The 17,328-nt window shown below is 51.2% G+C and carries 23 protein-coding genes; 6 read left to right on the top strand and 17 right to left on the bottom strand.

What is annotated here, in order from left to right; all coding sequences use genetic code 11:
• Positions 1 to 150: 150 nt before the first annotated feature.
• Together LG323_RS04070 and LG323_RS04075 are read right to left on the bottom strand one after the other, a co-directional pair.
• Positions 151 to 483 carry a YnfA family protein gene (locus LG323_RS04070; RefSeq protein ID WP_404420108.1) on the bottom strand — a complete coding sequence of 111 codons (333 nt, stop codon included), beginning with the start codon at positions 481 to 483 and terminating at the stop codon, positions 151 to 153.
• Positions 484 to 515: 32 nt separating this feature from the next.
• Positions 516 to 1,547, bottom strand: a complete 1,032-nt coding sequence (locus LG323_RS04075) for an AraC family transcriptional regulator (RefSeq protein WP_404419272.1) — start codon at positions 1,545 to 1,547, stop codon at positions 516 to 518.
• A gap of 115 nt (positions 1,548 to 1,662) precedes the next feature.
• Here LG323_RS04075 and LG323_RS04080 point away from each other — a divergent pair, with 115 nt between their 5' ends.
• The gene (locus tag LG323_RS04080; protein WP_404419274.1) at positions 1,663 to 5,472 is read left to right on the top strand and encodes a molybdopterin-dependent oxidoreductase; all 3,810 of its coding nucleotides are present in this window, start codon (positions 1,663 to 1,665) and stop codon (positions 5,470 to 5,472) included.
• 31 nt (positions 5,473 to 5,503) lie between these two features.
• Here the strand turns inward: LG323_RS04080 and LG323_RS04085 are convergent, their stop codons facing one another.
• The 8 genes from LG323_RS04085 to LG323_RS04120 all read right to left on the bottom strand — a co-directional run bounded on the left by LG323_RS04085 (position 5,504) and on the right by LG323_RS04120 (position 10,725).
• Positions 5,504 to 6,226 carry a class I SAM-dependent methyltransferase gene (locus LG323_RS04085; RefSeq protein ID WP_404419276.1) on the bottom strand — a complete coding sequence of 241 codons (723 nt, stop codon included), beginning with the start codon at positions 6,224 to 6,226 and terminating at the stop codon, positions 5,504 to 5,506.
• Positions 6,227 to 6,373: 147 nt separating this feature from the next.
• Positions 6,374 to 7,426 (bottom strand): lipase family protein, encoded by a 1,053-nt coding sequence (locus LG323_RS04090; RefSeq protein WP_404419278.1) that lies wholly within the window; start codon positions 7,424 to 7,426, stop codon positions 6,374 to 6,376.
• 35 nt (positions 7,427 to 7,461) lie between these two features.
• Positions 7,462 to 7,746, bottom strand: a complete 285-nt coding sequence (locus LG323_RS04095; RefSeq protein ID WP_404419280.1) for a hypothetical protein — start codon at positions 7,744 to 7,746, stop codon at positions 7,462 to 7,464.
• An 18-nt stretch (positions 7,747 to 7,764) separates the two neighbouring features.
• Complete coding sequence (locus LG323_RS04100) at positions 7,765 to 8,418, bottom strand: hypothetical protein (RefSeq protein ID WP_404419282.1); 654 nt, start codon at positions 8,416 to 8,418, stop codon at positions 7,765 to 7,767.
• A 142-nt stretch (positions 8,419 to 8,560) separates the two neighbouring features.
• Positions 8,561 to 9,517, bottom strand: coding sequence for an Acg family FMN-binding oxidoreductase (locus tag LG323_RS04105; RefSeq protein ID WP_404419284.1), 957 nt, complete (start codon positions 9,515 to 9,517; stop codon positions 8,561 to 8,563).
• 273 nt (positions 9,518 to 9,790) lie between these two features.
• On the bottom strand, positions 9,791 to 10,180 hold the full coding sequence (locus LG323_RS04110; protein WP_404419286.1) for a GFA family protein: 390 nt from the start codon (positions 10,178 to 10,180) through the stop codon (positions 9,791 to 9,793).
• Between the two features lie 42 nt (positions 10,181 to 10,222).
• Positions 10,223 to 10,486 (bottom strand): Txe/YoeB family addiction module toxin, encoded by a 264-nt coding sequence (locus LG323_RS04115; RefSeq protein WP_404419288.1) that lies wholly within the window; start codon positions 10,484 to 10,486, stop codon positions 10,223 to 10,225.
• On the bottom strand, positions 10,483 to 10,725 hold the full coding sequence (locus tag LG323_RS04120; protein WP_310698032.1) for a type II toxin-antitoxin system Phd/YefM family antitoxin: 243 nt from the start codon (positions 10,723 to 10,725) through the stop codon (positions 10,483 to 10,485). The genes LG323_RS04115 and LG323_RS04120 overlap by 4 nt, the downstream gene beginning before the upstream one ends.
• 127 nt (positions 10,726 to 10,852) lie before the next feature.
• Here LG323_RS04120 and LG323_RS04125 point away from each other — a divergent pair, with 127 nt between their 5' ends.
• The 5 genes from LG323_RS04125 (at position 10,853) to LG323_RS04145 (ending at position 13,494) form a co-directional block, all read left to right on the top strand.
• Positions 10,853 to 11,491 carry a DUF938 domain-containing protein gene (locus LG323_RS04125; RefSeq protein ID WP_404419290.1) on the top strand — a complete coding sequence of 213 codons (639 nt, stop codon included), beginning with the start codon at positions 10,853 to 10,855 and terminating at the stop codon, positions 11,489 to 11,491.
• An 81-nt stretch (positions 11,492 to 11,572) separates the two neighbouring features.
• A complete protein-coding gene (locus LG323_RS04130; RefSeq protein WP_404419292.1) occupies positions 11,573 to 12,028 on the top strand; it encodes a MarR family winged helix-turn-helix transcriptional regulator in 456 nt (151 codons plus the stop codon).
• An 11-nt stretch (positions 12,029 to 12,039) separates the two neighbouring features.
• Positions 12,040 to 12,507 (top strand): hypothetical protein, encoded by a 468-nt coding sequence (locus LG323_RS04135; RefSeq protein WP_404419294.1) that lies wholly within the window; start codon positions 12,040 to 12,042, stop codon positions 12,505 to 12,507.
• On the top strand, positions 12,504 to 13,100 hold the full coding sequence (locus LG323_RS04140; RefSeq protein WP_404419296.1) for a DUF2269 family protein: 597 nt from the start codon (positions 12,504 to 12,506) through the stop codon (positions 13,098 to 13,100). Before LG323_RS04135 ends, LG323_RS04140 begins: the two co-directional genes overlap by 4 nt.
• Positions 13,078 to 13,494 (top strand): antibiotic biosynthesis monooxygenase family protein, encoded by a 417-nt coding sequence (locus LG323_RS04145; RefSeq protein ID WP_404419297.1) that lies wholly within the window; start codon positions 13,078 to 13,080, stop codon positions 13,492 to 13,494. The genes LG323_RS04140 and LG323_RS04145 overlap by 23 nt, the downstream gene beginning before the upstream one ends.
• A 41-nt stretch (positions 13,495 to 13,535) precedes the next feature.
• Here the strand turns inward: LG323_RS04145 and LG323_RS04150 are convergent, their stop codons facing one another.
• The 7 genes from LG323_RS04150 to LG323_RS04180 form a co-directional block, all read right to left on the bottom strand.
• A complete protein-coding gene (locus tag LG323_RS04150; protein WP_404419299.1) occupies positions 13,536 to 14,165 on the bottom strand; it encodes a LysE family translocator in 630 nt (209 codons plus the stop codon).
• 18 nt (positions 14,166 to 14,183) lie between these two features.
• Complete coding sequence (locus LG323_RS04155) at positions 14,184 to 15,062, bottom strand: alpha/beta fold hydrolase (protein ID WP_404419301.1); 879 nt, start codon at positions 15,060 to 15,062, stop codon at positions 14,184 to 14,186.
• Positions 15,063 to 15,111: 49 nt separating this feature from the next.
• Positions 15,112 to 15,522 (bottom strand): hypothetical protein, encoded by a 411-nt coding sequence (locus LG323_RS04160; protein ID WP_404419303.1) that lies wholly within the window; start codon positions 15,520 to 15,522, stop codon positions 15,112 to 15,114.
• A gap of 4 nt (positions 15,523 to 15,526) precedes the next feature.
• Positions 15,527 to 16,066 carry a GNAT family N-acetyltransferase gene (locus LG323_RS04165; protein WP_404419305.1) on the bottom strand — a complete coding sequence of 180 codons (540 nt, stop codon included), beginning with the start codon at positions 16,064 to 16,066 and terminating at the stop codon, positions 15,527 to 15,529.
• Between the two features lie 31 nt (positions 16,067 to 16,097).
• Positions 16,098 to 16,412: a HigA family addiction module antitoxin gene (locus tag LG323_RS04170; protein WP_404419307.1), complete on the bottom strand. Its 315-nt coding sequence runs from the start codon at positions 16,410 to 16,412 to the stop codon at positions 16,098 to 16,100.
• 14 nt (positions 16,413 to 16,426) lie between these two features.
• Positions 16,427 to 16,708, bottom strand: coding sequence for a type II toxin-antitoxin system RelE/ParE family toxin (locus LG323_RS04175; RefSeq protein WP_404419309.1), 282 nt, complete (start codon positions 16,706 to 16,708; stop codon positions 16,427 to 16,429).
• Between the two features lie 67 nt (positions 16,709 to 16,775).
• Positions 16,776 to 17,276 carry a GNAT family N-acetyltransferase gene (locus LG323_RS04180; RefSeq protein WP_404419311.1) on the bottom strand — a complete coding sequence of 167 codons (501 nt, stop codon included), beginning with the start codon at positions 17,274 to 17,276 and terminating at the stop codon, positions 16,776 to 16,778.
• Positions 17,277 to 17,328 lie beyond the last annotated feature (52 nt).

Below are 17,328 nucleotides of genomic sequence, written 5' to 3' on the forward strand. Positions count from 1 at the left end.
TTTCAAAAGTCGCCAGAACACCACGAAGCCACCAAAAGCACCAGCACGTCCCCCAGAGTCAGTGCAGCGGCAATGGTCTCACGTTGTCTTGGCCCCAGCTCCAGGTTCACAGGCTCATCCTGTATCAGATTAGACTTGTCAAAAAACAGGCTAACTGGTGCGCGGTGCAAACATGATGATTGCCATTCCCACCAGTGCAACGCTTGAGCCAACCAGATCCCAGGCGGTTGGGCGTATCCCATCGACGGCCCACAACCAAAGGATTGCCATGAAAATATACACCCCACCATATGCGGCATAAACCCTGCCTGCAGCAGTGGGATGCAATGACAACAACCATGCGAAGGCTACAAGACTCAGCATACCCGGCACCAAAAGCCAGATACTCTTGCCCTCACGAAGCCAGAGGTAAGGCAAATAACAACCCACAATTTCTGCCAAGGCAGTGACAAGAAAGAGGCTGACGGTTTTCAGTTCAGGCAACAAAATGCCCCCTTGATTGTGAACGAAAATGTTTATTCACTTCTGTGTAGGCGTGCACCCTTGCGGTTCTGCATCAGGTGGGTGCGGTATTCCCCCGGAGTCATGCCAGTCCAGCTACGAAAAGCGCGGATAAATGAACTCTGTTCGGAGTATCCCAGTAAAAAGGCCACATCAGTTTGTGTCTGCGCCGGGTCAGCCAGGTACTGCCTGGCCAGAGTGTGTCGGGTATGCGCCAGCAAACCACGATAACTGTATCCGGCACTGCGCAGTTGCCGATAAAAAGTGCGCAGGGAGCAGTCCAGCGCCAAGGCAACGGCTTCGGCACTGACATCGCCATTTTTCATCGATTCGACAATCTGCTCCTGAACGCGGGAGAAAAACGGCCCCACTTCTCCGCCATCAAACTGTGGCTGCTGATTAAGCAGTGCCTGAGACTGTTGTTCCAGCAGACGTAACAGATAAGGATCTTTGCTGGAAATCGGCAGCGCCAGCAGGTGGGCAGGAATAGCAAGCTCGATGGCTCTGCGATCAAAGTCGATCGGGCATCCAAGCAATGCCTGATATACGCTTACATCGGGTGGTTTGGGGAAAGGCAACCCCGCACGCAAAGGCGTGACCGGTCGGCTGATCAAAGCCTGACACAAGCTGACAAACACCGCCAGGCTGAACTCGCAGGCCAGCGGCGTGCTCGCCGCAGTCCAGCGCATATAAAGCACATCATCCTTCAGCCAGGTGCGCGAAGCCAGACCACCTCGCAGCAAACCCTGATAACGATGGTATCGCGCCAGTGCCTGTCCCAGCGTACCGCAGGACGACACCATATAACCCACCACGCCAAAATGCTTCGGCTGGCCAGATAGCCCCAGACGCAAACCCAGCGCCTTGACCGGGTCCAATTGCCGGACCAACTCCAGCAACTCATAGAATCGCTGCACCGACACGCTGGGCGATTCCAGTTCCACGCCCATTTCGTCCAGCAACTCAGCCGCAGGCAGTTCACGTTCGCGCACGTAGTTCTGCAGCGTTTCGATAAAGCCAGAGGGTATATAACCGTTTTTACTCATGACAGGCACTATCGTGACACTGGCACAAAATGTCAATCAGGCATTTGCTGCCAATACACCCATCCAGACACGGACATAGAATATTGGCTTTTACTGTCCCTGCCCGGAGTCAATCATGGCCTACGTAGTCACTCAAAGTTGTATTGGCAACAAACACACCAATTGCGTTGATGTCTGTCCAGTCGAGGCGTTCCGGGAAGCACCTGAGATGCTGTTTATTGATCCGGACGTCTGTATTGATTGCAACGCCTGCGTCTCAACCTGCCCTGAGGGAGCTATTTTCCCGCAGTCCATGGTGCCAGAGGATCAGCAAAACTTTATTACTCTGAACGCCGAGGGAGCCAAAACCCACCCAATCATTCGTGAAAGCATTCAGGCTGGCCAGCATGCCGCCAGTCCGTTAGCGCAGTTACCAGGCCGTTTTGCCATTGTCGGTTCCGGCCCCAGTGGCTTTTATGCTGCCGAGGCGTTGATGAAGCAAATGCCTGCCGCTCGTATCGACATGTTCGAACGCCTGCCGACACCTTTTGGCCTGGTGCGCTACGGTGTTGCGCCTGACCATCCTCGCATCAAGTCGGTTACTACCGGTTTCGAGCGCATTGCCGAATCACAGAATTTCCGTTTCTTCGGCAACGTACAAGTTGGCCGCGACCTCTCCAGCGCTGACCTGCGCCAGCACTATCATGGCGTTATCTACGCCACCGGTGGCTCCCAGAGCCGCCCGTTGACCTTGCCGGGCGCGGATAGCGGCAACATCTTCGGCTCATCAAATTTTGTGGGCTGGTATAACGGCCACCCGGATGAAGCCGCCCTGGCCCCGACCTTGTCCGGCCCCACCGCAGTCATCATCGGTATCGGCAACGTCGCACTGGATATCGCCCGCCTGCTGGTGTTACCGCACACACAACTGGCGAAAACCGATATCGCCGATGATGCCCTGCAGGCCCTGGCTGAAAGTGGCATCGAAGAAGTACGCTTGCTGGCTCGCCGTGGCCCGGCCCAGGCTGCGTTTACCCCAAAAGAACTGGAACAGTTGATGGCCATTCCCGGCTTGCAGCTATTGGTTGATCCAGCCGATCTGAAACTGGATGCCGCCACCCAGCACCAACTGGAACAACCTGAATTTGCCGAAGCACGCCAGAACCTCAACCTGCTGCATGAAATCGCCGCCCGCCCCCAAAGGGAAGGCAAACGCATTCGTTTTATGTTCTATACCAGCCCGACCCGCTTCAGCACCGATAAGGGCCAGGTCAGCAGCGTGCATGCCCAGCGTACCGAACTGGTCCGTAATGACCAGGGCCAGATGATTGCCCGCCCTTCTGACCAGACCTTGGATATACCCGCCACTCTGGTCGTGCATGCTATTGGTTATCAGGGTTCAGCCATTGATGAGCTGCCCTTTGATGCCGGACGCGGGGTTATTCAGCATGAACAAGGCCGCATCAGCGGCAACTCAGATAACCGCGACTATGTTGCCGGTTGGATCAAGCGCGGTGCCAGCGGTGTGATTGGCAGCAACCGCCAGTGCGCCACGGAAAGTGTGCAGCGCCTGCTGGATGATCTGGGTGACAGCTTACCCAACCTGGCCGACGACGAAATCGATACCCTGCTGAAAGCTCGTCAGCTTGATACCGTCAGCCTGGCTGACTGGCGCTTGCTGGATCAACATGAACAGACTCGTGGTCATGCCGAAGGCCGCACACGTCGCAAGATTGTCAATATCGAAGAAATGCTGGCAGTGATCCGCGATGCCCGCGCCCGTGAAGCTGAACAAGCTCAGTTGCCGGTGAAAACCCATTTCCGGGCCTGCACCCTGTGCGAAGCCATGTGTGGTGTGGTGATCGAAACCCAAGGTGAGCAGATTTTATCGATCAAGGGTGACCCGGATGATCCACACAGCGAAGGCCACATCTGCCCGAAAGGTTATGCCCTGCAAGACCTGCATACCGATCCAGACCGCCTGCGCACACCGCTGGAAAAGATCAACGGCGAATGGCTGCCAATCGACTGGGACAGCGCGCTGGACAAGGTCGCAGCCAGGATTGTGGACATCCAGAAGCAGCATGGCAACGATTCCATTGCCGCTTACTGGGGCAACCCTTCTTCGCACAACCTGGGACTGATGATGGCTTCCGGTGGGCTGCGCAAGTCGATCGACACCCGCAATATCACCTCGGCAGCCTCGCTTGATCAGATGCCGCACCAGTTGGTGTCTTATCTGATGTTCGGCCATGGCCAGTTGTTCACCATCCCGGATATCGACCGCACCCAGTACATGCTGATGCTGGGTGCCAATCCAGCCGCCTCCAACGGCAGTCTGATGACCGCAGGTGACATTCTCAAACGCCTGGAGCGGATTCGCGAACGCGGAGGCAAGGTCGTGCTGGTTGATCCGCGCCGCACTGAATCGGCACGCTATGTCGATCAGCATCTATTCATTCGACCCGGCACCGATGCCTTTTTCCTGCTTGGCCTGATCCACCATCTACTCGACAAAAACCTGACCAAACCTGGTCGCTTACGCGAACTGGCGGATAACTGGGATGCCCTGGAACCCTTGTTTGATGGCCTGTCACTGGAACAGATCAGTGCCCATTGCGGCATTGCGGTCAGCGACATCAAACGCATTGCCGAAGACTTTGCCACCGCCAAATGCGCCGTCTGCTACGGCCGTATGGGCATCTCCACCCAGAGCTATAGCGCACTCAATCACTGGCTGATGCTGGTACTGAACATTCTAACCGGCAATCTCGACAGCCCCGGTGGCATGATGTTCACCACCCCTGCCTTCAACAAGGCACAGAGTCGCCCGATGGGCAGCTTCAATACCTACCAGAGCCGTGTGCGCGGCCTGCCTGAGTTCGACCGCTACTTCCCCGCCGCGACCCTTGCTGAAGAAATGCTCACCCCCGGAGAAGGTCAGGTGCGTGGTTTTGTCTGCCTGGCTGGCAACCCGGTGCTGTCCACCCCGAATGGCCGACAGATGGACGAAGCGCTGGAGCAGCTTGAATTCATGGTCTCGATTGATTTCTACCTGAATGAAACTTCACGCCATGCCGACATCATCCTGCCGCCCACCGGGCCGTTGGAACATGAACAATACGACATCGTCTTCAATATGCTGGCGGTGCGTAATCTGGCACGTTTCAGCGACCCGGTATTTGAAGCACCGGAAGGCACCCGCAGTGACTGGGATCTAGTACAAGGCCTGGCCGAGCGCATCATGGCACTAAAAAAACCGGATGCCGCGCCACGGCGCAAAATGCCAACCCCCGAACAGATTCTCGACCACGGCCTGAAAACCGGCCCTTATGCTGAAGGCTTCAATGAGTACAATAGTGGCGAGCCGGTGAGGCGTGAAGAACCGCTGAGCGTCGAAGTGCTCAAGCGTTACCCGCATGGCCTGGATCTCGGGCCGATGCGCGAGTCCTTCCCCAGCTACTTGTTTACGCCGGATAAAAAGCTGCACCTGACGCCACCGGAACTGGTCGCCGATCTGGATCGAGCGCTGGATGAGCTGCGCGGAACTGAAAATAATGAACTGATGCTGATTGGACGCCGTGACCTGCGCACCAACAACTCCTGGATGCACAACAGCCAACGTCTGGTCAAAGGCAATAACCGCTGCGCCCTGCTGATCAACCCCGCCGATGCTGAACGCCTGGGTCTTGCTCACAGCAAACCGGCTCGGATCAAATCACGCACGGGCGAACTGATGGTCAGCGTACAGGTCAGTGACGACATCATGCCCGGCGTTGTCTGCCTACCACACGGCTGGGGACATGACCGCGAAGGCATCAGCCTGCGCGTCGCCCAAAGCAACCCCGGCATCAACGTCAACGACATCACCGATGATCAGGTCGTCGATGTCCTGTCCGGCAATGCCGTGTTCAATGGCATTCCAGTATCGGTGGTTGCGGCCTGAAGCAAAGATAGATTTCTGGATCTTTCGTCAATCACCTATGCCGTGGGACACCTAAATCATCACCGTGGGGCAAGGTGCTGGTTTTGGTAGCCACCAGCATTTGCGTAGCCCCTTTTTGAAAACGGTAGCTGACAGGCTGTAAGAAGACATCAACACCATCAGCAGACAGTGCCGTCATAACAGCATCCAAATGTTTTGAAGTCTTCCCATCCAGTGAGATAACCGGAAAGACACGCACCTCGGAAGCAACCCTGCACAGCTCTCGCATTGAGGCCAAATGGGTTTCCTCATCGACTTGCTCGCTGTAGAGAAAAAGGTAATGCGAACAGAGGGCCAAATCGAAACTGGAATCCGGGAAAGGCAATGTAGGCAAGGAAGCGGGCATATACCGCCCCTGGCGACTACCGGCATCAAAGTCAGAAAGAAACATCGACATGGCTGCCATCCGAACCTTGCCAAGCTCTTCAACGCTACCCAGGGAATCCCAGATATAGCTGTCTGCCCCCTGCTTCATCTTAGCCATGATATCCGGGTAGACTTCATCAATCCGGCGACGTATCTCCTCCGCCCCGAACTGATACACCGGATCGCAAGAGGTCACCTGGCACCCCCATCTTGTTGCCTGCGCATTGAAACTCGCCGGGCCATCACCACAGCCAAGAATTCGTTTGCTCAAATCATCTTCCGACAACTCAAACATGGCCTGGTATTCTTCAAAGGACCGGCCCCAAGGAACGACGTTTGCTAACTTCAATTCTGGTTCTCCCAGTGATGACAAGCCACCATAAACGAACAGGCCGCCGCATCAACAGCCAAGCGACATTTGCGAGAACCCCAGCGTACCCCAGAGCAATCACCTGCTCGTCCTCAAGCGCCTTTCAAAAAGACTAATGCTCGCTCACTATAGATTTCGCCTCAATGCATAGGCTTTTAGTTTCTCGGCATATTCACGGCTGCCATGATCCTGAAAAGAAGCTTTGCCTCCAGTCTGCAACAACCGAGCGATCACCAGCGTAGCATTTCGGAAAAAATTTGGACTTTTCCAGACCTTCAGTTTCTGAAAAGAAATCCCGTCTTTGCCAGGGGTATTGGCTGCCCCACTCAGAAACACCAGATAACCATAGTGTGTGTAGCCAATAAACTTCTTGCGCAAAAACTCGGAAATAGCCAAGGTTCCATTGACTGGAATAAAGCGAAACACGCCCAGAACCAACTTCAAACCAAAGCCGAAAGGCACTCTGGGAACTCCGTCAGCAGCATTCACCACACGGTAAACCGGGGTTTTGATTCCTTTAAACAGGTCATCATCTCCCACCCTGGGACCACCAAAAGTGTAGCAGGCTCCCTGACTGTTCTTCTCCAGGTAGCGAATAGCCAGAATTGCGAGTGCACCACCCAGGGAATGACCAGTAATATAAACGGGCAAGCCTTCATAATTCTTTAAAGCACTCTGAACAGGCTCCTTTACCCTTTCAAAGGCCTCCAGAAAACCACGATGTGCTCTTCCTCCGCCTGGAGCCGCCACCAAGTCAGCTTTGATATCAGTGAGAACATCAGAAACTCCTGGCTGGGTACCACGGAACACAAGAATAAGCATACCGTCGAAATGCTCAGTTTTCTGCAAACGGGCTAAAAAAGCTTCCGTTCCACCCTGGTCAAAACTTTCAAGAAACTCAAAACCCGCTTCCTCAAGCAGGGAGGCAACTTCATTGCTACTACCCTGCTCTGCTTGTAAAGCTTTACGAAGAAGAACCGTTACGGTGCTCTCTGCCGAATCGGAGGCCACTACCTCCTTGATTTCACTCACCAGCCTGGTAATTGAGACTTCCTGAGGTAGTGGCTCATACACCAGCCGAGAAAGCTCAGCCATTATCCAGGCTGTTCGATCCGAATAGGCTGCACGGAAAACCGGAGGAGACTTCAAAAGGTCTGGGGCATTGAAATAAGTGGACACTGACTACTCCTTATCAAGTGGTTAATCAGGTAGTACTAAACAAATTTTTGCAATAAAGTCAGAACGATACCGCCAAATTCTTCACTATTGGATACGATATTGCTGATTTTTTTATTACGATCTTCCGATGATTTAACAATTTTCATTAAATCTTTCAGCTTTTTCACATCGCTTGGCTCGGGAAACAACTCCTGAACCTCATCATCAGTCATTCGCGTAAGCGACGAAATACGTGACGCCAATCGCTCGTCGGTTTTGTTGGCTGACTCATCAACTATTGAATCAATATCACTATCAAACTCATCCCAATTCACTGGCATTTTATTTCTCCTTTATGACTAAATTGAATCTCTGATCTCACGTACCTTGCCCAAAAACTCCTCGGCACGAACTGCTTTGTTCTCTGCATCTCCAGCCTTGCCCAGAAGATTCGTCACAGCAGCATCCGTTTTATCAATCAGCTGGCCCATGCTTTTATCAGTAGCGCCAGCCATTTCCAGGTAACGGTTTCTATTTTCACTCACTTCAGATGCAGAAACCAGAAAGCTGGTAATGCTGCTATTCATTGCTCTTACCTGAGTGTATTCCTCCCTGATTTTTCTCTCTATCTGCCTTTCAAGTTCATCCAGTGGCTGTATCAGCTCCAGCCTTTTTTCGTTTATCTTTTTTTGTAACCTGGGGCCAACTTTAACCAGAAACATTAACCTTTGCTTTTTGTCATTTTCCCGGACAAGGGTATCCCAGGCATTTGCAATAGCATCATTGGAAAAGAACTGATTCGCAAACTCGGGAACCCACTCATCTTCAATAAAGCGGTCAACCTCTTTACGTTTCTGATCAAAAAATCGATTCAGAAGTATAATGTTGGAGTCTTCAATTGCAGAAATACGCTTTCCAAGTTCAACGGACAGTTCAGGAGCCTCTGGCGGTATCGATGTACATCCCATTAAAGCCAGAACCCCAGCAAAGAATATAACCCTGATTATTTTCATCAACTTTCCCCTGTTTTTTGGAAAGATTAAGCCAAAAAATTGACTCTGACATGAACAACCAGTATTTCAATGCCCTGGATCAAATAAGGTTAAGCCAAAAAATTGACTCTGACATGAACAACCAGTATTTCAATGCCCTGGATCAAATAAGGTGACGGCGTGGTGACGCATCAATATCATCGTCCGCAAATCCCAGCCTGAGCAGGATTTGTGGAAATCCTGATTTGCTCATTAGGTTTTGGAGTTTGGGGCGCAGTGGGGCAACCTGGATCGGTTGATTTAAATAAGAGGCTTGGAGCCCCTGTGAATGTGCAGATAACAAGACCTTTTCCAACGCTTGACCAGCGACCAACCAATCTGCAAGGTGATCGCCAGAGGTGCCCAGGACAGCGAGTACCGGGGATTCATCAGCCAGCTGCCTATCCTTCGCGCCAATCCTTTTCCCCATATCAAAAGTTCGAACAACCATTTGTGCGATGGGCGCAATCACTCCAGGCACCGTAAGGCCATCTCCACTCCGGCGAGGATGCATCCATGCAGCAAGCTCCCTTCGCCAATCGGGGCTTGACCACTGAATCGAATCACCCTCTGAAACAAGCTCAGCAGCTCTCTGACGAGCCTCCTCTGATTCAATCACTTCCAACCAGGCACCTTCTTGTGCTGCAGCCCCTCTCAATAAATCAAGAATTGGAGTCGGTACATCCCTGGCTGCAAAACATTTTCGATAGGTTCGACGACCCTTGATAGATTTGAATAATTCGGCATCGTCCCTGGCTGGATATTCAGCCTGCTTAAAGGAGATCACAGCCAGCAGATCATCGTCACTGGCATCAGGCGCAAGATCAACAGTCACACCTAACCCTTCACGAGCCGCCGCCGAGCGCAGGTTCATCAAAGCGCAGCCACAGCTTATGGTGAGCTCTCTATCGTGCGGATCGTTGGCAGGCAAAGCTCGCGCTCTGTCCGCAAACATGGAAATCGTCCCATCAGTAACCTCAAATCGCCAGGGCTGGGTATTGTGGCTAGAAGGTGCGAGAACCGCATAGCCCAGTAATGATTTTATCTGTTCCTCAGTAAGGGGTATTTTGTCTGAATTCATCAAAGTTTCACCTCTTGCCCAAGCTCAGAATTCGTTTGCTCAGATCACCTTCCGACAACCCGAACATGGCCTGGTATTCTTCAAAAGACCGGCCCCAAGGAACTACGTTTGCTAATTCCAATTCTGGTTCTCCCAGTGATGACAAGCCACCATAAACGAACAGGCCGCCGCATCAATAGCCAAGCGACATTTGCGAATACCCGGGCGTACCCCAGAGCAGATGCCAGATCCCATGCCTCGTTCAAAATTATCTCCTTATACAATAGTCACTTATTATGGCTGCCACTCTTGATGGGTAGGGATACCTTCATACTCCAGCCATTCAGCATCGTGATCCATCCAAATATGGGCTTCAGGTCTTACACCTGGATCTTCATTCAAAGTTGCGACGCGGAGGATAATATGTTGCTGACCAGGCCTTTCGGCTACTAAATGGGTGCCGCAAACCGAGCAAAAATGCCTAATCTTTCCGGGGCTGGATTCAAAGCTCGAAAGTTTGTTTTCACCACGCAACCACTGGAAATTTTCTCTCATAACACCTGCTGTAGGTGCAAAAGGCGCAGCATGTGCTTTCCGGCAGGTTTTGCAGTGACAAAAGATGATAGGCATATCCAGTGTAGAAACCTTGTATTCTATGGCTCCACACAAGCAGCTCCCTTTCATAAATAATCTCCTATTAAATACTGAAACGCTCACCTCTTTGCCTTATTCGTAATGGCTCCATAGTCTGAGAACTTTTATCACCTGCTCGTCCTCAAGCACCTGGTAGACCAGACGATGCTGAAAATTAATGCGGCGCGAACAGGCTCCTGCAAGATCACCGATGAGCTTCTCAAACGGAGGCGGTTTACGGTAGGGGTCTTCTGCAATCAAGGCCAACAACTCCATGGCTTTTGGCTTGAGACCACTGGAAGCCAGTTTCTTTGCATCCTTCTGGGCTTGCCTGGTATAAACCAACTTCCATGTCACCAGTTCAGCTCCTCTTCACATTCATCCACTGGAGTGTTCATTCCCTCACGAATAGACTCCCGCATTCCCGGTACGGAGAGCAGGTAAAGTGTTTCCTGAATGGCCGACCAGTCTTCTTCGGATATCAAAACAGCTTTGTTCCGCTTACCCATGATGACGATAGGCTGGTGAGATTCAGCAGTTTCATCAATCAACCGATAAAGGTTACTGCGCGCCTCAGTTGCGGTGATTCCGGTCATGTCGCACCTCTTGCGTATTCAACCACTATTAAATAGTACGCTTTTCAGTACGTGCGTCAATACGAACGCCTGTTCGTGCAATGGAAGCGATCCATCACTCTCCCCAAAGACTGCTATAATCCCTGGTATGCAAGTCTCAAAACCCTATTCCCAGGCCTGTGAAAACAACAAAGGCCCCATACTGGCAGTCCTACAAGAGGTGCTGTCAGAGTCCTCGCACGCCAATGCGCGAGTGCTGGAAATAGGCTCCGGCACCGGTCAGCATGCTGCTTACTTTGCACCCCGGTTGCCCTGGCTCAGCTGGCAACCAACGGATCAAGCCCATTACCTGCCGGGATGCCGACTCTGGATAGAAGAAGCCCGAGCAGCCGGGGCTGATAATTTGCAGCAACCCAGGGTGCTGAATGTACTGGAACCCAAATGGCCAGAACTGGAAATGCAAGCAGCCTATTCTGCCAATACAGCCCATATCATGCCTTGGCCTGCTGTTGAAGCCATGTTCCACGGTCTGGGCCAGCGCCTTCCTGCCCAGGGATACTTCTGCCTCTATGGCCCCTTTCGCTACTCCGGCCAACACACCAGTGAAAGCAATGAAAATTTTGATCACCACCTGCGCCAGCAAGACCCAGGTATGGGCATTCGAGATCTGGACATCCTTGAACCCCTCGCCTCTGCCGCGGGCTTCAAACTAAGCGCAGATCACGCCCTGCCCGCCAACAACCGGCTACTTATCTGGCAGAAAGCTGACAAAAATACCCCGAACTAAATTCCAGCCAACGTATATTGACAACCAGATTCCGTCTTGTAAACTGGATACCAATTGACAACCAGTTTACAGGAGTGCTTTATGTCCGATCGATCAACCACACCACCCGACGACTTCACTGCCGTAATCCTGCAGGTCTTTCGCACCAACGGGCAAATGATCGCCTGGGGAGACCACTTTTCGGCTCCCTTTGGCCTCACCAGTGCCCGCTGGCAGATGCTGGGTGCCCTGGCACTGTCCCCGGCCCCCCTTACTGCGCCACAGATTGCCTTCAATATGGGGGTCACTCGCCAGGGTGCGCAAAAACAGCTCAACCTTCTGCTTGATGAAGAACTCGCCCAAAAACAACCCAACCCTTATCACAAGCGTTCACCTTTTTATCAACTGACTGATAAAGGGCAAGCACTGTATCAGCGCGTCGCAACGGATTGGAACCAGCATGCCAAAGAGGTGGGCCAGGCATTTTCCAGCCAAGAGCTGGCCACCACCCTAAAAGTGCTCAGCCGCATCAGCGAACTGCACGAAACCACTGAGTAAGGAGCCCAATCATGAAATCTCGAATGATATTAGTCCGCATTCACGCTCTTGCCGGACTTCTTGCCATGCTCACCATCGCCACTTTTTGGGTGTCCACACTCATCTCAGAGCTTTTTCTGTCAGTTCCGGCAGTCATCTGGGTCAAGCAAAGCATCGTGTGGGGACTGTTTATTCTAATTCCACTGCTCATGATCACTGGCGGCAGTGGCTTTGCTCTGGGTAAAAACAGCACGCATCCGCTTCTTGCGCAAAAGCAACGCCGCATGCCTTTCATTGCCCTCAATGGTTTGCTGGTACTGGTTCCTGCTGCCATTTACCTGTCCTGGAAAGCCCAGGCTGGCATGTTCGATACAGGGTTCTACAGCGTCCAGGTGCTTGAACTGATTGCCGGGGCAACCAACCTCCTGCTACTGGGCCTGAACGCCCGTGATGGCATGAATCGGCACCAAGGAACTCCAAAAGTAGGAGCCAACAAATGACCCACTCACTTTTAACGCTGTTGCACCTCATCGGTGCTGTACTGATGACCAGCGGCCTTCTTGGTGTCTGGATTGCCGATGTTCGCTCCAGGCAGGCCGATGACGTCACCACTTTTGCTGAGGCAGCAGGCTACATCCGTGTCTTCTACGATGGTTTGACCTTGCCCGGTGCCCTGCTGCTATTGATTTCAGGCGGTTTATTGATCGGCCTGTATTATGGAAGCAGCTTTCTGGAACACCCCTGGCTTGTTGGCATGGTAACCCTCTTCCTGTTCGAGTTTATTGAGGGCAATACAGTGACACGCCTGGCCTTTATGAAGCTCAACAGGGAAGCCAAAAAATCACTTCAGACAGGCCAATTCACCCCGGAGCGGACACAACTGCAAAAACGCAACCTGCCAAGCTTCACCCACTACCTGGATCTGCCCTTGGTTCTGGTCATCATCATGCTAGGTGTCTTACGTCCTTATACCTGGGATCTGTTTATTGCAGGAACACTCATCGCGGTGTTTATTGCCGGAACCTTAACATTTTTACTACCCCTTCTTTTAAAACAGGGAGAATCAAAAAATGATGCCGTTACCTTTAGTTAAATACATTACTCTCGCACTGGTGCTGTTTTTTCTTGCAGGATGTGCCGGGCCCGGACACCGCCAACTCCCGCAACAGCTTGAAGCTGAAAATGACAGACAACCCGTTGTCTCTATACAAGGATATCAGCTTTGTAAAAGCACCTCTCAACAGCAACTGAGAGCTGGCTGGGAGCGCATGGCAGAAATTATGTCGAGTCAGCCCGGCTTCATAAAAGCAGAGCTGAACCAGGGAAGTGGAGAATCACGCCTATGGATCGAAATGAGTTATTGGAAGGATGCTGCGAGCTTGCGCTCAGCACTTGAAAATGAAGACGCTCAAAAACAGTTACAGCGTATGCCGAAAGCCCGTTTTAACCATCTTTTTGTTCCAGAAATGGAGGTGAACTCGTTATAGGCTTTTCTACAACTGCTGGACACCAAGCAAACGACTAGCCTTTAAACAGTTGGTCGTTTTGCAAGCAACGCCCAGATGCCAGCAGTTGAAAGTAGCGCCCCACCGGCAAATTTAAACCTGCGCTGTGCTTTGCTCGATGCAAGCAGTCGACGAGCGTAGGAGGCAAAAACCGTGTAAAGCGTGGCGTTTAGGGCAGCCAAAGCAACAAAGGTACCCGCAAGCAACCACATTTGAAGCACCCCGCTTTCACCCGGCGTGATGAATTGAGGGAGAAAGGCTATGAAAAAAACAATACCTTTGGGGTTGAGTGCAGTGATCAAATAGGTGTTGGTGAACAACTTCAAACGCGAAGAATCAGACGCCAGCTCCGCCATTTCAGTGGGTATACAGCCTGAACGAAACAATTGAATGCCAAGGTAAAGCAGGTACAAACTACCCACCACTTTCACTGCTGTGAACCAAAAAGCAGAGACTGCAAATAACGCACCCAACCCCACGATGGAAGCAAACAAGGCCGTGGAGTCGCCAAGCGCTACCGCAGCCACCAGAGGAATATTGGCCCGGTGACCGTGAGTAACCGAATAGCTGATCACGGCCAGGATTGTCGGGCCGGGAATAACCAGCAAAATCGTTGAAGCAATGACAAATGCAAACCAGGATTCAATAGCCATGGAACCTTCTCTTGAAAGCTAGAGCCTCTGCACCTGAAGATCGTTGAGAATCAACGGCCATACCTTGCGGCGAGAAGGCCTAAACATATTGACATGTCCTATAGGGCCACAGCCCAATGCGCCCGGACTTAAAGGCACGATTTCCTTGGCAGTCAAGGGCATTAGTCTCAGCCAGTCCCTTATATTATCTTTGGTGGCAAGAGGGTCATCATCAGCAGAAAACAATGTAATAGAGCAAGTTAGTTTCTTGTAGTAGTCATGCTCCACGCCCTCGCCAAAATCACTTTCAAGATAGCCTGGGGTACGACACCATCTTGCCCACTGCAGCGCGACCATGGGAGGTAGATCCTCTCCCCAGCCAATCCATTTGGCAGGTGCATATCCCAAGCACCTAACAGCCAAAGGAATATAAACAAAGGTAAAAAATAACGCCGCCAATCGGGTGGGATACTTTATATTTCCAACGTATCCAGAAGATGCAGAAACTGCAACCAAATGACTTATCGACTCATGATTCGGCATCAACCCCACCAGCTGAGCACCAGCACTGTGGCCAATCAAAATAGCCTGGTCGGTGCCTGTCTTACTCAAGAGCCATTCTAAGGCGGCTGGCATATCCAGCTCGCCCCAATCCTGTTTCCGAGCCTTGGATTTCTTCACATGAGATTCAGCAAGTGACGAACCAACACCTCTATAGTCAAAAACCAAGACGCTATAGCCTTCCTCACTTAACCAATGGGAAAATGCATAATAAAATGATTGCCGAATCCCAGTGGCAGGACATATAAGTACAGGCCTGCCCCCTCCAGGATCAGAAGAAGGAAAATAGCTTCCTGACAACATGAATCCGTCAGCAGCTGGAAAGCGCACAGTCTCAAAGTTTATCGTTTCGTCCATAACCCTGCCGGTGTCCTTAACCCTTTAAACAGAAAACCACTGCACCTAATTAATTGGATACCTCAATATACCACTTGGGTTTAATGCGTCCGAAATCCTGGCGGATGTTTGATTTCAGTGCTTTTTTAGAGTCCAGCACTTTTGCCTCGCCATTATCTCGAACAAACACAACCCAATGCCAAAAGGGTTTACCCTGCTCTTTGCGCCATTTAATAGCCATAAGGGCTTTGTCTGGAAGGTGCTCCCAAGACTCGAAGGGTGTCTTCTTGGGGGACACAGAGATACCAAGCTCCCGCAGAAGCCTGCGGACGTGCGCAGTCTCCGACCAGAGGGAGGTATCTGCAGCATCAATGCCCAATGCATTTGCCTTACGTTTAGCTTCTGCATAGCCGATACCAGCTAAAACAGCGCATGCAGCAATACCACAACCGCTTATTTCTTCCTGAATGACTGGTTTCATTTCTCTACCAATTAATGCTTTTGTGATGCAGTACCCAGTCTTCGCGCATCATTCGATACAGCCGCACCGGCCGACTATGAAACTCCTGAACAGTATAGTCGCCAAACCCAGCCTTCTCGGTCACCCTGACGGATGCTGTATGTTCCGGTTCAATGATAACAACCACTGACTCACAGTGTTTTTGGTTGAAGGCATACTGCATCACACCCCTGACCGCTTCAGTTGCAAGCCCCTGATTCCAGAATCTGCGTGCCAATCGATAACCCAGATTAATTTCCTCAACCTCACCGACCAGCTCAGGCCCAACACCACAGAAACCAATAAAATCGCCTGACCCTTTCTCGGACAAGGCCCATGGGCCGACCCCGTGGGATGAATAGCATTCAAGACACCAGTCAACAAATTTCCTGGTGGTTTCCTCATCGCAAACTCCACGAACGGAGAACTTCATAACTTCAGGATCGCTCAGAATTTTGGCCAGCACAGGAACATCCTGGTGAGACAGCTCCTTTGCAATCAATCTTTCCGTTTCAAACAAGTACACGAAATTATCCCTATCGACACAGCACCACTGGTTATGCAGCATTTAGCGGCTTGATCCGATCTACTTCTTCTTTGATCAACTGAGCCGCCGCCCAAAGATCAACAGATCGCTGCGCATTCAGCCAGAATTCTGGAGAATTACCAAACAAACGAGCAAGTCGAAGCGCCATTTCAGGACTGACAGCACGACGTTCACACATTAATTCATTAACTGACTGGCGAGAGACACCCAGAGATTCAGCCAACCCTGTAACGGTCAGGCCATAGTCCAGCAGAAAATCCTCTCTCAACATTTCACCAGGATGGGTCGGCTTGCGCTGCATGCCGGTAGTATTTGAAATAGCCATAGTCATCACCTCACTCAGTGGTAGTCGCAGATTTCGACCTCATACGCATCGCCATCTTCAAAACGAAAACAGATGCGCCACTGATCATTTATTGAAATTGCGTGCTGCCCCTGTCTGTTTCCCGTTAGTGGGTGAAGACGATTACCGGGCGGCACTTTCAAATCCTCCAGCTGATTGGCCAGATTCACGTATTCAAGTTTTCTGGCGGCTCTGGGCGCAATATCCGCAGGAAACTTTTTTGACATGCCTTTGGAGTAAAGCTCTTGAGTCCGTTTATCAGCGAAGGATTTGATCATACAGCAAAGCGTATTGCGTCACGTGACGCGTGTCAATTTAGTTTGGTAGCGACTGCAAACGCAGCATTCAGCGGCTCGTCCGCTGCAATACTTGGTTATATTGCTCTAAATCCAAACCCAAAAAGTGTGTTCCTGGAACTGGGTTGTTCGTTACGGGTGGATGCTCAACAAATCCATATGACTTGTATAATTTCAAGGCAGTTCTGAACTCTGGAAGAACATCTAAACAAATTTTTCTGTAGCCACTGATAACAGCCTCTTGCAACACTCTATCAACTAGCAGTTTACCTAGATTGCGGCCACGAACACTTGGTTGGATATAAACTCGCTTCATTTCACAGACAGACTCATCCAGTCTCCGAAATGCAGCACATCCAACAGGTTTGCTGTCTTTTTTCACCAAAAAGATCTTTGACTCTTCAGAGCTGTACTTTTCAGGCAAGTGGTTAAATTCCTGATCATTACCTTGGAAAGAAAGATCTACCGAGGTGCTGTTAACATACTCATTATACAGATTAAGAACATCTCTTAAATCATTAGGAAAAACAGCCCTTACTACCTCAAACACTTCACTCTCCTTGCGATATAACGCCGAAGTTAACCCGCGGCTCCGTCGGAGA

The organism is Marinospirillum sp., from assembly GCF_044810985.1.
In the GTDB taxonomy this organism is placed as follows: Bacteria; Pseudomonadota; Gammaproteobacteria; order Pseudomonadales; family Halomonadaceae; genus Marinospirillum.